General features: G+C 45.5%; 10 protein-coding genes. 7 read left to right on the plus strand and 3 right to left on the minus strand.

The genetic code is table 11. From position 1 onward, the window contains the following. Positions 1–43 precede the first annotated feature (43 nt). From CWO08_RS06960 to CWO08_RS06975, 4 genes are all read left to right on the plus strand, one after another. Positions 44–892: a carbohydrate ABC transporter permease gene (locus tag CWO08_RS06960; RefSeq protein ID WP_017061568.1), complete on the plus strand. Its 849-nt coding sequence runs from the start codon at positions 44–46 to the stop codon at positions 890–892. 17 nt (positions 893–909) lie between these two features. Further along, entirely contained in the window at positions 910–2,259 is a 1,350-nt protein-coding gene (locus CWO08_RS06965; RefSeq protein WP_108020155.1) for a GH1 family beta-glucosidase, read from the plus strand. After that, on the plus strand, positions 2,259–3,350 hold the full coding sequence (locus tag CWO08_RS06970) for an ABC transporter ATP-binding protein (RefSeq protein ID WP_008216689.1): 1,092 nt from the start codon (positions 2,259–2,261) through the stop codon (positions 3,348–3,350). Before CWO08_RS06965 ends, CWO08_RS06970 begins: the two co-directional genes overlap by 1 nt. Before the next feature lie 108 nt (positions 3,351–3,458). Further along, the gene (locus tag CWO08_RS06975) at positions 3,459–5,873 is read left to right on the plus strand and encodes a GH36-type glycosyl hydrolase domain-containing protein (RefSeq protein WP_108020156.1); all 2,415 of its coding nucleotides are present in this window, start codon (positions 3,459–3,461) and stop codon (positions 5,871–5,873) included. 59 nt (positions 5,874–5,932) lie between these two features. On the opposite strand, the gene CWO08_RS06980 is transcribed toward CWO08_RS06975, so the two are convergent. Then, entirely contained in the window at positions 5,933–6,880 is a 948-nt protein-coding gene (locus tag CWO08_RS06980) for an aldose 1-epimerase (RefSeq protein WP_102530220.1), read from the minus strand. A 64-nt stretch (positions 6,881–6,944) separates the two neighbouring features. Here CWO08_RS06980 and CWO08_RS06985 point away from each other — a divergent pair, with 64 nt between their 5' ends. Together CWO08_RS06985 and CWO08_RS06990 are read left to right on the plus strand one after the other, a co-directional pair. Then, positions 6,945–10,043, plus strand: coding sequence for a GH116 family glycosyl hydrolase (locus CWO08_RS06985; protein ID WP_108020157.1), 3,099 nt, complete (start codon positions 6,945–6,947; stop codon positions 10,041–10,043). A gap of 97 nt (positions 10,044–10,140) precedes the next feature. Then, positions 10,141–11,154, plus strand: coding sequence for a LacI family DNA-binding transcriptional regulator (locus CWO08_RS06990; RefSeq protein ID WP_048660661.1), 1,014 nt, complete (start codon positions 10,141–10,143; stop codon positions 11,152–11,154). Positions 11,155–11,350: 196 nt separating this feature from the next. On the opposite strand, the gene CWO08_RS06995 is transcribed toward CWO08_RS06990, so the two are convergent. Next, on the minus strand, positions 11,351–12,979 hold the full coding sequence (locus CWO08_RS06995) for an ABC transporter ATP-binding protein (protein ID WP_102478268.1): 1,629 nt from the start codon (positions 12,977–12,979) through the stop codon (positions 11,351–11,353). Between the two features lie 12 nt (positions 12,980–12,991). Beyond that, a complete protein-coding gene (locus CWO08_RS07000; RefSeq protein ID WP_048663875.1) occupies positions 12,992–13,486 on the minus strand; it encodes a hypothetical protein in 495 nt (164 codons plus the stop codon). 240 nt (positions 13,487–13,726) lie between these two features. Between CWO08_RS07000 and CWO08_RS07005 the strand changes: the two genes are divergently transcribed. Then, entirely contained in the window at positions 13,727–16,087 is a 2,361-nt protein-coding gene (locus tag CWO08_RS07005; protein ID WP_102433284.1) for a Lon protease family protein, read from the plus strand. The last annotated feature ends 128 nt before the right edge of the window (positions 16,088–16,215 follow it).

Consider the following 16,215-nt stretch of genomic DNA (forward strand, 5'->3'; position numbering starts at 1 on the left):
GTCGACATCAATTAAGACAAATACCTCACCACTAAGTGGCCTAATGCCAAGTGAACGCACCATGTACATCATGACTAAGATCTTGATGGTTATGCTCGGCATATTACTGATTGTTTCCGCAATCATTACGGTGTTCCCGTTTGTGTGGTCAGCACTGCTTTCAACACGTGACCGTTCGGAGATCTTCGGTTCAGGCATCAGCTTTGCGATTGGCGATAGCCTAATGGTGAACTACGCAAAACTGCTGGAAATCATGCCGTTTTGGAAAGCGATGTTTAACTCGATTTACGTGGCTTTCTTAGGCACCACCATCTCACTGCTGTTCTGTAGCATGGGTGGCTACGCGTTTGCTGTGTTTAAGTTCCGCGGTAAGAACGTGTTGTTCGGTATGCTGGTTGGCTCAATGGCGATTCCGCCTGTGCTTAGCTTGATCCCTTACTTCATGATCGTGAAATTCTTAGGCTTGCTAGATAACCACATGGCTGTATGGCTACCGTTCACAACCACGCCATTTGGTATCTTCTTGATGCGTCAGCACGTGATTGCATCGATTCCTAAAGAGCTATTAGAAGCGGCGAAACTAGATGGCGCAGGCGAGTTCAGAACGTACTGGAGCGTGGTACTGCCACTAATGAAGCCAGCACTTGCAACATTGGCTATCGTGCAGTTCGTCTTCTTCTGGAACATGTTTATGCAACCTCTTGTGGTGCTAAATAACCCAGACAATTATGTGATTACACAGGCGCTACGAAGCGTTCAAGGTATTCCGAATACGCCATGGGGTGCGGTAATGCTAGGCACCACAATTTCAATTTTACCACTCGTAATTACATACCTGTTCGCATCGAAACAGATGATCAGTGGTTTAACGTCCGGCGCAGTTAAAGGTTAGGTTTAAGGGTTATAACAATGAATAAATTTCAACTTCCAAGTGATTCAAAGTTACGCAGTAAGGAATTTGTATTCGGTGTCGCGACATCTTCATACCAAATTGAAGGCGGCGTTGAAGAGGGCGGTCGTACACCGTCTATCTGGGACACGTTTTGTAAGACGCCAGGTAAGGTAGATAACGGCGACAATGGTGATGTGGCATGTGATCACTACCACCTATGGAAGCAAGACATCGAGATGATTCAAGGCTTAGGCGTTGATGCTTACCGCCTATCAATTGCATGGCCACGTATTCTGCCGCAAGACGGTGAGGTGAATCAGCAAGGCCTAGAGTTTTATGAGCAGATCATCGATGAGTGTCATGCTCGTGGCATGAAGGTGTATGTGACTTTGTATCACTGGGATCTGCCACAATACCTTGAAGACAAAGGCGGTTGGCTAAACCGTGAAACGTCTTACAAATTTGCGGAATACGCAGAAGTCGTGAGTAACTACTTTGGCGACAAGATTGATGTTTACACAACATTGAACGAACCGTTTGTGTCTGCATTCCTTGGTTACCGTTGGGGCGAACACGCGCCAGGCATCAAGGGTGAGAAAGAGGGCTACTTAGCATCTCACCACCTAATGTTGGCACACGGTTTGGCGATGCCGATTCTTCGTAAGAATGCGCCTCATGCTAAGCATGGCGTGGTATTTAACGCGACTCCGGCTTACCCATTAACACCACAAGATCAAGGCGCAGCAGATTACTGCGAAGCGGAGAACTACCACTGGTTTATCGACCCAGTATTGAAGGGTGAATATCCGCAGTTAGTGGTTGAGCGTCAAGCGATGAACATGCCAATGATCCTTGAAGGTGATTTAGACATCATCAGCGCACCAGTCGACTACATTGGTATCAACTACTACACACGCAATGTCGCTCGCTTTAACGAGAATGGTGACATTGAATCAGTCAAGCAAACCGATGCTGAACACACTTACATCGGTTGGGAGATCAACCCACAAGGCCTAACTGATTTATTGGTAAGACTGGATGCTCGCTACGAAAATATGCCGCCTATCTACATTACGGAGAACGGTGCTGCAGGTAACGACGAGCGCGTTAATGGACAAGTGATGGATGAGCAACGTGTTCGCTACTTCCAAGGTCATATCGAAGCGGTTCACAACGCAGTTGAAGCCGGTGTGAAAGTGGATGGTTACTTCGCTTGGAGTCTGATGGATAACTTTGAGTGGGCATTCGGTTACTGCCAGCGTTTTGGCATTGTCCATGTTGATTACACCACCCAAGAAAGAACACTGAAACAGAGCGCAATTGCGTATCGAAATATGCTTCTAGAGCGCGCTGAGGAGAACAGATAATGGCTAAAGTAGAATTTAAGAACATCAAAAAATCATTCGGTGATGTTGAAGTCGTCAAAGAGTTTGATTTTACGGTTGAAGACGGCGAGTTCGTGGTTTTCCTTGGCCCATCTGGCTGTGGTAAATCGACCACGTTACGTATGCTTGCCGGACTTGAAAGCATCAGCTCTGGTGACATCGTGGTTGGTGGCAAAGTGATGAACAAAGTCGATGCTAAAGACCGTGACTTAGCGATGGTATTCCAAAGCTACGCGCTGTACCCACATATGACGGTTTACGAGAACATCGCCTTCGCACTAAAACTGAAAGGCATGCCGAAAGCGGAAATCGACGTAGAGGTACTAAAAGCCGCGAAAATGCTAGAGCTTGACCCACTACTGAATCGTAAACCAAAAGAGCTTTCTGGTGGTCAACGTCAGCGTGTGGCAATGGGCCGTGCGATGGTTCGTACGCCGAAAGTGTTCTTGTTTGATGAGCCGCTATCTAACCTAGATGCAAAACTTCGTGGCGTGATGCGTGAAGAGATTAAACACCTACACCGCGAGCTTAAAACTACCACGATCTACGTAACTCACGATCAAATCGAAGCGATGACATTGGCGGATCGCATCGTGATCCTGAAAGACGGTTATGTTGCTCAAGTAGGTACGCCAACCGAGGTGTTCCAGCGCCCAGCTAACAAGTTTGTCGCACAATTCATTGGTAACCCGTCAATGAACATGTTGGAAGCAAAGCTGATTGAAAAAGAAGGCGAGTACTTCGTTGAACTTGGCGATGTTCATATCCCACTGCCAGAGCGCTTTAAGTCTCTAGCATCTAAAAACCTAGCGCTTCATTTTGGTGTTCGTCCAACAGACATCCATCTACGTGCTGAGCAAGTTGACCACGACCGTGTGCTGCCATTCCCTGTGAAAATCAAAGACAAGGAACTGCTAGGCGCGAGCATTCTTCTGAAAACAGAAATCGGCGGTCAACCGCTGATGGTTGAGACCCAAGCTGCTGAAGTGGATGTGAAAGAGCTGACGCTTTACTTGGATCTGGATGCTTTCCACCTATTCGATGCACTGAGTGAGAATTCGCTAGCGAGCTAGTCAATTACGAGCTAGCCAGTCAATTTAAGTCAGCTAACGAGCTGATACCAACCTACTTACGACAAATTGTTTTGGCTTCTCCTGATTTGGGAGGGGCTAGGGATAGTGATGATGAAATTCGGATATTTTGACGATAAAAACAAAGAATACGTAGCAACCACGCCATGTACACCGATTAAATGGTGTAACTATGTTGGCACATTAGATTTTGGTGGCATTGTCGATAGCAATGGCGGTGTGTTGTTGTGTAAGGGCGACCCGGCACTGAACCGTATCACCAAGTACATTGCACAACTGCCAAACTCAGATTTCAAAGGTTCGACCATGTACCTCAAGGTGCGTGACGAAGCGGGTAATGTAGAGGTGTTCTCACCCTTCTACACTCCGACTCTGAAGCCGCTAGATAAGTTTGAAAACCATACAGGCCTGTCTTACACCACCATCATTGCAGAAGCGTTTGGTGTGCGTTGTGAAGCGACCTTCTTCGTACCAAAAGCAGACCAAGTATTGCTGCAAGACATCAAAGTCACCAACATTTCAGACAAAGCGCTGCACGTTGATGTGGTACCGGTGTATGAATTCACGCACTTCGATGCGCTTAAGCAGCTATTGAATGCGGATTGGGTTCCACAAACCATGACACTGAAAGCACACCAGCAAGAATCGGGTCATACCGTGCTTGAGCAGTATGCCTTCATGAAGCGCGACTACGCGGTGAACTTGATGACTGCTGATCGTCCTGCGACATCATTTGATGGTGACCGCCAATCATTCCTAGGTCAGTTTGGCTACGGTACATGGGCGGCGCCGCAAGCGTTAGAAAACGACGAGCTTGGCAACACTGAATGTCTGCGTGGCGATAACATTGGTGCACTAAATCTGCGTCTGGGTTGGTTATCTCCAGAGCAGACAGAGCGTACGGTTGTACAAATTGCACAAGAAGAGGGCCTAGAATCTGCATTGCCTCTATTGGCCAAATACCGTGACCATCAAGTGGTCGATTCGGCGTTCGCTGAACTGGTTGAACACTGGGATAGTTACCTACAAGCGGTTCAGGTTGAAACGCCAGACCCGGCAATGAACTCGATGCTTAACGTACACAACCCACGTCAATGCCACACAACCAAAAACTGGTCTCGTTACCTGTCTCTGTATCAGCTTGGCTATGGCGCTCGTGGTATTGGTTTCCGTGACTCTTCGCAAGACACATTGGGTGTGATTACTCATATGCCAGAAGAGGCGCGCGAGTTTATCGAGCGTCTGTTGTCTGTTCAGAACACCAACGGTTCTGCGATGCATCAGTTCTTCCCATCAACGATGGAAGCGAACGCGGGTGACTCGCGTGAAGAAGAAGATCGCCCGGATTACTACGGTGATGATCACCTGTGGATCATCTACGCGGTGACGCAATATGTGAAAGAAACGGGCAATGCAGACTTCTTGAATAAAGAGATCCCGTTCTATCAAAAAGACAAAGCGGGCAACCCAATCGAAACGGGAACAGTTTGGAACCACCTGTGCCGCGCGATTGAATTTACCTACACCAATACTGGTGAGCACGGTCTACCGCTGCTAGGTTTTGCTGACTGGAACGACACGGTGAACCTGCCAACCGGTGCTGAGTCGATGATGGTCGCCAACATGTACGGCAAAGCCCTGCTCGATATGCTGGACCTTTGTGAGCTGCGTGGCGAAGCGCAACTGACGGCTAAGTTTAAAGATCAGTACCAACAGATGCAGAGTACGGTGAATGAGTGCGGTTGGGATGGCGAGTGGTTTGTGCGTTACTTTGATGAGCAAGGTTTGCCAATCGGTTCTCATAAAAATGAGCAAGGGCAGATCTACACTAACGGTCAAAGCTGGCCTGTAATTTCTGGTTTCGCGACTCAAGAACGTGCAACGCAAGCGCTAGATTCGGTTTACAACAAACTGAACACCACCAATGGCATCAAACTTTCAACACCGGGTTACAACGGCTTTAATCCACAGCTAGGTGGCGTATCAACATACCCACCGGGTGCGAAAGAGAACGGCGGTATCTTCCTGCATTCAAACCCATGGGTGATGATCGCAGAAGCGAAAATGGGCAACGGCGAGCGTGCTTATGAGTACTACCGTCAAATTAATCCGGCTTCGAAGAACGACGATATTGATACCTTCGAGTCAGAGCCATACTGCTACCCACAAAACATCTTGGGTGACGAACATAAACAGTTCGGCTTAGGTCGTAATGCATGGCTGTCTGGTACTTCATCTTGGACATACGTTGCAGGTACGCAGTGGATTCTGGGTGTTCGTCCTGAAGTGGATGGTTTGCTGGTGGACCCTTGTATTCCGGCTGAGTGGCCTGAATTCAAAGTCCGTCGTCAGTTCCGTGGCGCAACATATATCATCCATGTCTCGAACCCGAACAATGTGTGTAAAGGTGTGGTTGAAATGAAGGTCAATGGTGACCTGATTTCAGGCAACAAAGCACCGGTATTTACATCGGGTGAGCACATGGTAGAAGTGGTATTAGGCTAACAAAGAGAAGGGCGCTTTATGCGCCCTTTATTGCTTTTTGGTTTCTCTTTAGTGTTGTTTTATTTTGGTTGATAGCTGGCCTGGCATTGCCAATTGAAGGTTTGAGACTGGTTCGGGCTAAGCGTCAGTAAGCCAATTTGGTTATTGAATGCATCTGCAGGGCAAGTCATTGGCTCTATTGCAATGCTTTGCTCGCTAGCCGGCGTGTACAGCTGAACGAATGGGTAGCTTGCATCTTGTTGATAGTGAATCGCAGCTGATGAATCTGAGCGCGTCAAAGTCAGTTGGTTGGTTGTCTTCGAATCAAATTCAAAGCAGTGATTTAGGCTTTGATTCGTCAGGGAGTCACCTAAAGACAAACGGTCAAAAACCTGTTTTTCACCATTAGGTAGGTCGTTCACGTGTATGACTTCGGAGCACTGCGACATGGACAGCGCACATTGTGTCAGATCCGTACCCAGTGAAAAGTAAGGGTGCCAAGCATCACCGAATGGGAAGGCAGAATCACCAAGATTAGAAGCGGTTGTTGAGCAAGAGAGCTTGCCTGTTATGTCGATAGTGAAGGTGACTTCAAGGTTAAAAGCAAATGGGAAAGCAGGGTGCAAAGAAGACGTTTGATACTGCATTGTCACACTGGCTAACTCTTCGTTGGCTACGCTGTTTGTGATTGAAAAAGGTTGGTTATAGAGCAGGCCATGTACGGCGTGATCAGACCAAGGAAAGTTGGCCGGGAGTTGATGGTTTTGGTTATCGAAACTGTAACGACCTAAGTTTAAACGGTTTGGAAAAGGGAATAATTTAGCACTGCGGGAAAAGAACGGATGTTGGTTGATCAGTTCATCATAATTCTGATAACCACAAATAAAAGAGAACGGACTGTTATTTACGATATATTTATTAATAATAGCACCAAATTCATTGATTATTTGAAGTTCTATACCATGTTGGTGGTTTATTAATGTGACAGAGTCAATACTTCCAAATTTTTCATTTATAATTTTAAACATGTTGATGTCTCCATTTTTGAAAGATATTAACAAGAAGAAAAAAATATTCAATGGCGGTTTTAAAATGAATAATAAAATTCCATATACAAGCTATTCAGGAAATTCAAAACACCTTTGCAAAAAAGGTGATGCAGTTGAATTTATTCAACCTTGGTACACGCCAATTTCTACCACACCAGAAAATACCGGCATGGCAGTGGGTGGTATTGGTAATACATTTACACTGACGCCAAATGGCAACACGCCAAACTTTAGCTTTATCCCTGGTATATTTGTTGATTGTTCAGAGCAAGTTGTTAATTTTAATGATTTTTATGCTTCAGTGATGGATGTGCCAACCATCGACACGCTGCAAGTCATTGATGAGCAAGATCTGGGCGTTCACCTGAACTTTTACCCTGCTTTGTTCGATGGTAAGAAGATTGATAATACAGACATGTCGAATGCGATTAACCACATTCGTTCGGCATTAAAAAATGGTGGCTTCTACCAAGAGAATAAAGCTAACTTTACAAAATGGAACATTGAGTTTTCAAATAAGACTCTATTATTGATTGACTCAGATTCATCTTCAATTATTTGTCAATTATATGTAGCCTTAGATTTCTTTAATGGTTTATTAATAAATGATACAGTTAAGTTATTATCACTTACTGCTGGTGATAATAATGATATGGATAGTCTCAATGGCAGTGATATAGATAGTGTCAACGGTAAGGATATCGAATATCAAGCTTTGTATCCATTAGCTGAATATAAATATAACAGTTTTGATGACATTAAAATAAAACGTAAAGTGGTTTCTCCAATCGTTAAAAACGACAAACGCCTGTGCTCTTTACCGATGCACTGGAATCACTTCGAATTAACCAATCATTCGGCGCAAACACGCGTGGTTACGCTTGCTCAGCCGCTACAAAACTTGATTGGCTCAACTTATCGCAAAGGTCGCGATGGCATTCAAGATTCGGCGTGTACCTTGTCTCAAAATCCAATCGCCCAGCAGCATCAAGCGGTTAGCGTAAACGGCGAAAGCCACGGTTTTACGGGTGTCCAGCTCACTAGTCAGTCCCCTTATCAAAGTGATATTGAAGGTGAAGTGGTGTTTGGTGTTCAAGCGAATAACCACCTGACCGAATCTGGCAAGATATCGGTGTCAGTGAAGCCAACACTTTATACCTCTAAGGCAGCGGAGCAGACAGAGTTCGCACTGAGAACAGGCCGCACAAACGCTGAATTCCAAACAGGTATCTACACTGGGCGTGAAGCTCTGAGTGCATTGGTTGTGGTTCAGGTTGAGTTGGAGCCGGGGGAGTCTGTTGATCTGCGTTTTACACAGGTGATGGCACACAGCAAAGTCATGCTAAATGGTTGGCATTCAGAGAAGGCCTACACACAATTCTACCCGCAAGCGAAACCTGCTCTGCCGATGTTAGAAGAGGTATTGCCAGAGCTAGAAGCGATTGAGCAACGAATTGTCGAACAACAAACGGCTTTCCTAGATCAAGCTCAAAGCAAGATTTCGCAGCATGATTCTGCACTGCGTTATGCGACGATGGCGATGAACTCATTGTCGTTCTTGGCAGAATCAACGGTATGGGATAAAGAAGACAAATTCCTGGTGAAGGAGTGTGTTGATTATCCGTTCTTTAACTCTCTGGATGTGTATTTCTACGGCTCATTTTCGCTTCTTTATTTATTGCCGGAGCTTGATGGCTGCGTGATGAAAGAGTTTTCGAAAGCCATTTTGGCCGAAGACTTTACTCAGCGCCGATACTGGGAATATGAAGCAACACCGAATGCTGAATTGATCGATGAGAAGTACCAAGGCGTGCGTGCTATTCGAGGTGCGGTTATTCATGACTTGGGTAGCCCGTTCGACATCCAGCCTGACGCGTACAGCTGGCACAACGTGAAAGAGTGGAAGGACTTAGCACCGAAATACATTCTGATGGTGTACCGTCACTATCAAAACACGCAAGATATTTCTGTAGTTAAAGAGTGCTGGCAGGCTGTGACTGAGAGCATCGATTTCTTATCGAACTTGGTCGCTGAGGGCGATGATTTACCGCTAACCCGAGGCACAGACGATACCTTTGATAACCTGGCTTCTCATGGTATTTCAATTTACTGCGCGAGCCTTTGGGTTGCTGGCCTTCAAGCCGCGAGTGAACTTGCACAATTGATGGGCGAAAACGATCTGGGTTCGGATTACCTAACACGTTCGAAAAAGGCATTAGCAACAGTTGAGCAAAGCTTGTGGGATGAGAAAGAAGGCTACTACCATTTCTTCGTGACGCCAGTTCAAGCCAAGCATCTAACGGGCGAAGGCTACCAAAGCCTGGAAACCTTAGGCCTGACTTTGACGGGTGATACGATTGCTGACAAGAATACGCTCAATGCCTATCTCAATGAGACCGATACCTCCATTAACATCAATAAGGTATCTCAAAGAGTCTCTAAGAAACGCTTACTGAGTGAGACCGCGCCTCAAGCCTTTACTCAAGAATATCTAGAACTAGTACCAGATTCAGACAACAGCTTTGGTGATGCACTGCTTGCAGACAGCTATCTCAAGCTGATTGGTTTGGAGGGCATTTTCCCGCAAGAGCGTATTCAACGCGCATTGGACTATGTTTATAAACATAACTTTGAGATGAACAGCCCTAAGCTGGGTGTGGCGAATATGACATTGGCAGATGGTTCACCACATGAGGCTTTTCAGGCACAAGATGTGTGGATTGGTGTGCAATTTAGTGTCGCAACAGCGTTGAGTTTAGCGGGCAAATCGCAGCAAGCAGAAACATTGATGGACACCGTGTATACCGCGCTGTATGACTATTCAAAAATTCCATTTGCCGCGCCAGAAGGGTTCAATTGCTCAGTCTCATTTGATGAGAAAGATCTTTCAGAGTCTTTTAAATTGTCACAAAATGATGCGAAAAAGTGGCTTACTGCACTTAAATTGCAAAAGTGTGTGCTGTCTGACGGTCGAGTTAGTCCTGACCTGACTAAAGACAGTGATAAATTTGTTAGTATGTTGCAAGGCGAAATTTCAGCGGAACAAGCCATGATTCTTCACAAATGGCTACTGAGCACCGGGTTGAAATACACCGCAGGTCGTTATTTCAGACCGGGGATGATCTTCGCCTACATGTATTAACTTAATGATACGAGTTTCAACGAAAGCTGTGGTATGCAGGTTGAAATAGGTGGGGAGCTTTCGGGCTCCCCAAATGTCACTGGATTAGGGTATCGAGATGCGCACTAAAACTAAAAAAACAACCGTATACGATGTAGCGAGACTCGCTGGTGTTTCCCCAAGCACGGTTTCTCGTTTTCTTAATCGAACCACTTATGTGTCGGATGATAAAAGCCAGAACATCGAGCAAGCAATCAAAGACACGGGCTACAAACCCAATTTTCAAATGCAAGAGAACATCAATCGCCGTTCATTGACAATCGGTGTATTGGTGCAACACCCTGACAGCCCTTACACCAGTCGTATTCTCAACGACATGGAGAAAACTTTGATTGCTCAAGGTTACTCTTTGGTGATTGCGACAGGACATTGGCAGAAAAAACTGGAATTACATGCACTGGAGTATCTGGCGAAAAGTAATGTTGATGGCATGATCATTGTGACCGGAAGCGTGAGTAAAGAAGATATCGCCAAATATGCACAAGACATCCCGGTCGTGGCGGTGGGGTACGACATTATTGATGACAACATCCGCACGCTCAACATTGATAATGTGCTGGGCGGCTACATGGCGACCCTGCACTTACTGCAACAAGGGCATGTGAATATCGCTCATATTAAAGGGCTTTCAAGTCAACCTGATGCGGGGAACCGCTTTGAAGGCTACAAGAAAGCGCTGCAAGAGGCGGGTATAAAAGTGATGCCAAAACTCGTCAAACAGGGTGACTTCAGTAGTGAATCTGGTTATGAGAAAACCGTTGAATTAATAGAGTCAAAGGTTCATTTTTCGGCTCTGTTCGCAGCCAATGACCAAACCGCTTACGGGGCGATTAAGGCGCTACACGATCACGGTTATAAAGTTCCAGAAGACGTGTCGGTGATTGGATTTGATGACTTGCCGACGTCTAAGTATTTCACGCCAGCCCTGACGACGCTGAGACAGCCGATTGAAGAGATTGGAGAGGTGTGTGCTCAGTCGATTTTGAACTTGTTATCTGGCGAGCGACATGAAGCTCGACTGCCACCGATTGACTTAATCGTCAGAGAGTCAACCAAGTCTTTGTATCGTTAATTGTGAAGTGATTGAATCGTAGGGAGTGAGATTTAAAGATAAATTATTTCCTTTCAGAAACGAAAAATGCCGCATCCATGCGACATTTTTCTTTTGGCGGCCAAACCAGTTTTGCTATATCCATTCTAGATTTCAATCCATTAGGAGATTATTCAGAATGTACATATAAGACGCTGTTAATCTTGATTAGTTCCCTTTACGCGGCATTTTTTTTCGATTTATTTTCTAAGTCGAATGACGCTGCGATCAGTTTCTTGGTGTAGTCGTTTTTCGGCGCATTGAAAATCTCTTCTGCAGACCCTTCTTCCATCACTTCGCCCTTCTGCATCACCAGCACGCGATCCGACAGAGCTTTCACTACCGAGAGATCGTGGCTGATGAATAGGAAGCCGATATTGTGCTTAGCTTGAATGTCTTTCAGTAGATCGATCACGGTCAGTTGTACTGAGCGATCGAGTGCCGAAGTTGGTTCATCCAGCAAAATGAAAGAAGGTTCAAGAATCAACGCGCGAGCAATCGCGATACGTTGTCTTTGTCCACCTGAGAATTCGTGCGGGTAGCGGTTAATTGAGTTTGGCTCCAAGCGAACCTCAATCAGTGCTTTGCGCGCTCTTTCTAAACGTTCTTGTTTTGACAAATGAGGTTGATGTACCGTTAAGCCTTCGGTGATGATTTCCCCAACCGTCATACGTGGTGATAAAGAACCATAAGGGTCTTGGAACACCATCTGAACATCTTTCTTAAGCTTATGGCGTTCTTTGTCGGTTAATAAACTGACATCTTGGCCTTTATAAACAATACGTCCGGTACTTGGCAGCAAGCCGATTAACGCTCGTCCCAGTGTTGATTTTCCTGAGCCGGATTCACCAACAATACCCAAGGTTTCGCCCTGTTTAAGGTTTAGCGAAATGCCTTTTACGGCTTCGAAGTACTGATTTTTGCTCTTGATAAAATGTGATTTAACCAAGAATTGAACTCGGATGTCGTCCGCACACAATAGCTCTGGGGCTGATGCCTCAACAGGAACCTTAGCGCCTTTCGGAATCGAGTTAATCAGCATGCGTGTGTAGTCGTGTCTTGGGTTTTCGAATAAGGCTTGAGTCACCCCTTCTTCAACCAGTTCACCTTTACACATCACCAGAACACGGTCTGCAAAGTGTTTTACTACGCCAAGGTCATGGGTGATAAATAAAATCGCCATGCCCATCTTGCTTTGAATCTCTTTGATAAGAGAAAGTACTTCCGCTTGAACGGTCACATCCAATGCGGTGGTGGGTTCATCGGCAATCAGAATATCCGGTTCATTGATCAGTGCCATTGCGATCATGATGCGCTGTAACTGACCACCCGAAAATTCATGCGGGTACTTGGTGTAAGCCTGCTCTGGCATTGGTAAATGCACCAGATTGAAGAGCTCTAATACGCGCTGTTTTGCTTTTGATTTCGATACCTTACGGTGACACATAATGGCTTCTGCCACTTGAGTGCCGACACGCAGGTATGGATTCAAAGATGTCATTGGCTCCTGAAAAATCATGCCGATTCTATCGCCACGAATCGACTGCATTTCTCGCTCAGTCTTGCCAAGAATCGATTGACCTTCAAACTCGATGTCTGACTGTTGATCAATAATCGCGTTATCAGGAAGTAAACGCATCAGCGCGTTGGAAGAGACGGATTTACCTGAACCTGATTCACCAACAATGGCTAAGGTTTCGCTTGAGTTAAGGGTAAAGTTAACCTTTTTTACCGCGTCAACGATTCCATCGTTGGTTGTGAAGCTAACGGAGAGGTTATTGACTTTAAGTATGGCCCGGTCCGACATGATATATCCTTATCAATTTAAGACATTAGGTGAAGATTGAACTTCTGACGTTGTTTTTAGTTGCCCAAAATGGTGATGAGCTCGTTGAATTTGTTCTAGTTCGAGCATCCAATGTGAACTGCGCTGTGCACTGCAAAAAGCAATTAAATGATTGAGCAGGTCTTCACTCTGCTTTTCCAATAGCCCATAGGTACGTTGAATCAGATCAGTGCTTTCAAGCGAGATAAATTGCATCAGTGCATAAGATTGATTCAAGGTGTCGAAGGCTTGTTGGTGCTGCCCTAAACGGTTGAGAATCTCAGATTGAGCAACACTCGCATCTCTCAACCCGGCAAGCAGGCAGGCAAATTGGCAAGGCTTGATATCGCTTTGGTATGCTGCATCTTGTATGTGATGAGGAAGTGATGTTAGAACATCACCATACAGGCGCTGTGCTTCAGGCCAGTGACCTTGTTCCATTAACTGTTCAGCTTTTAGGTAGTGCATCCAGCATCGTTCAATTTCCATATCCACATCCTCAATTCATAATATCTGAAAATGTTAATGATATTTATTATCAATTGCAAATTAAAATCATTCACATGTTAATTTGATGAATTAAATGACGGGCTATTCCTAAAAATGGCTTAAATTGTGTGTTATTTGTTCAGTTGAACAGCTGTGTAGCGTAAGTCACTAAATTTGTAGGAAATTACATCTACACTGATTTTATCTACACCTAAGTAATGAAGGACTAAGGAGGCGGCGATGGCGATGCAAAGACTCAATACAGAACAGCTGTATCAGGTAGCAGAACTCGAGAAGTTACCATGTAAGTCGACCAAAGAACTGGCTCCAATTGACGAGATCGTCGGGCAAGAACGTGCTCAAAAGGCCGTTGAGTTCGCGATGTCAATCAAGGAAAAGGGTTACAACATTTATGCGATAGGGCGAAATGGTCTGGGTAAACGCACCATGATCTTGCGCTATCTAAACCGACACCCTCAAGAGGTTCAGGAGCTTTTTGATTGGTGTTATATCGCGAACTTTGAAGATATTCGTACACCTAAGGTACTGAAATTGCCTCGTGGCGTTGGCAGCAGCTTAAAGCAAGATATTGAAAAGCTAATGCGTAAATTGCTGAAAGGTATGCCTCTAGCGTTTGATAACGAGATGTACTTTAGCCGCGCTGACAGGCTTAAAAACCAATTAGCAGCTAAGCAACAAGCCGCGTTAGAAAGCATTAGCCAAGAAGCCAAAGACAAGGGCATTAACCTGACGATCACCACTCAGGGTGATTACCAATTTGTGGCAATGAATGGTGATGATCTTCATACCGAAGAGAGCTTTGATCTGCTTTCGCCGGAAGAACAAGATCAATTTGATAAAACCATTGATGGATTGGAAGTCGGGCTGCGAACCATTTCTCGTGAATTGACGGAACTTGAAGAGACGTACACAGAGAAAATTCAAAAGCTAAATGATGATACGGCGCGAGATGTGATTACTCACTTTATCAAGCAGTTAAAGCAGGATTACAGTCAATATCCAGAGATCAAGAAGTACCTAACGGCACTGCGTAAAGACATTGTCGATAACGCTGACATCTTCTTAGAAGAGAGCACCGAGCAAGCCGAAGTGGCGACTGCTTCTTTGGATAAGAAAATGCCGCGTCGCTACAAGGTTAATGTGATTGTTAGCCAGAAGGAGGAGGCGATGCCGATCGTGGTAGAGGAAAACCCAAATTACCACTCTCTGTTTGGCCATGTGGAAACAGCGACTTTTAAAGGTACCGTATTTACCGATTTCTCCTTGATTCGCGCAGGTAGCTTGCACAGAGCAAACGGCGGCGTATTGTTGATGGATGCGGTCAAGGTGCTTGAGCAGCCGTACGTTTGGGAAGGCTTGAAGCGAGCGCTGCGTTCACGTCAATTGAGTTTCACTTCATTAGAAAAAGAGGTGACCTTAACGGGGGCGGTATCGCTTGATCCTGAACCGATTCCATTGGACGTTAAGATCATTCTGTTTGGTGATTACCGAACTTACCAACTGCTGCAACATTACGATGCGGAGTTTGGTGAACTGTTCCGTGTGACAGCCGATTTTGAAGATGAGATGAAGCGCACTCCCGATTCTGAAATGCATTACGCGCGCTTTATTTCGAGCATCGTACATGACAACAACATGTTGCATTGTGACCGCAAAGCGATTGCTCGCATCATTGAGCACAGTTCTCGTCAGGCGGGTGACCAAGGTAAATTGTCTCTGCACTCGGCACACATTGCCAATCTGCTTCGTGAGTCAAACTACGTTGCGAGAGGCTCAAAATCGAATCTGATTCGTGCAACGCACGTCGACCAAGCGTTATCTAACCAACAGATGCGTGTTGGACGACTGCAAGACAGTGTGATGGAAACCTTTACTAATGGCACAACGCTGATTCATGTCGATGGTCAGGCGGTTGGGCAAGTGAATGCGCTTTCTGTACTTAGCACGACGGATCATATGTTTGGTGCGCCGAACCGAATCACGGCAACCACCGCTTACGGTGATGGTGAAGTGATTGATATTGAAAGAAACGTAGACCTAGGTGGCAGTATTCACTCGAAGGGTGTGATGATCTTGTCGGCTTACCTTTCTTCTGTGTTTGGTAAAACGGCCAAAGTACCACTCACTACTAACATTACCTTCGAGCAGTCGTATGGTGGCGTCGATGGTGACAGTGCGAGTATGGCCGAGTTCTGTGCGGTGGTATCTGCATTTTCTAAGCAACCAAACCGTCAAGATATTGCGATTACGGGTTCGATGAACCAGTTTGGTGAGTCTCAACCCATAGGTGGTGTAAACGAGAAAATTGAAGGTTTCTTTGATGTGTGTGAAATCAAAGGGCGTTCAAACGAACAAGGAGTGATCATCCCGCGTTCAAATGTTCACAACCTGATGCTGCGTAGCGACATCGTAAAAGCGGTTGAAAAGGGCGAGTTTAATATCTGGGCGATTGACCATGTAACAGAAGCGATTGAGCTGTTCACAGGCAAAGCCGCAGGTGAGGCAAGTGATGAGGGTAGCTACCCAATTGATACTATTTTTGGTATCGCTCAAGCGAAACTGAACGCACTGCGTAAATAGCTAAATACAAAGTTTAATAGCTAAACAAATAAATAGCAGCCAAAACGCAAAAGCCATCGTTTAGAGTCGATGGCTTTTTTATTGGTTGAGGTTTGGCTCGCTAGGAGCCATTTGTTTTTGGTCAGCTT

The organism is Vibrio sp. 10N.286.48.B8 (assembly GCF_003050085.1).
Taxonomy (GTDB): Bacteria; Pseudomonadota; Gammaproteobacteria; order Enterobacterales; family Vibrionaceae; genus Vibrio; species Vibrio crassostreae.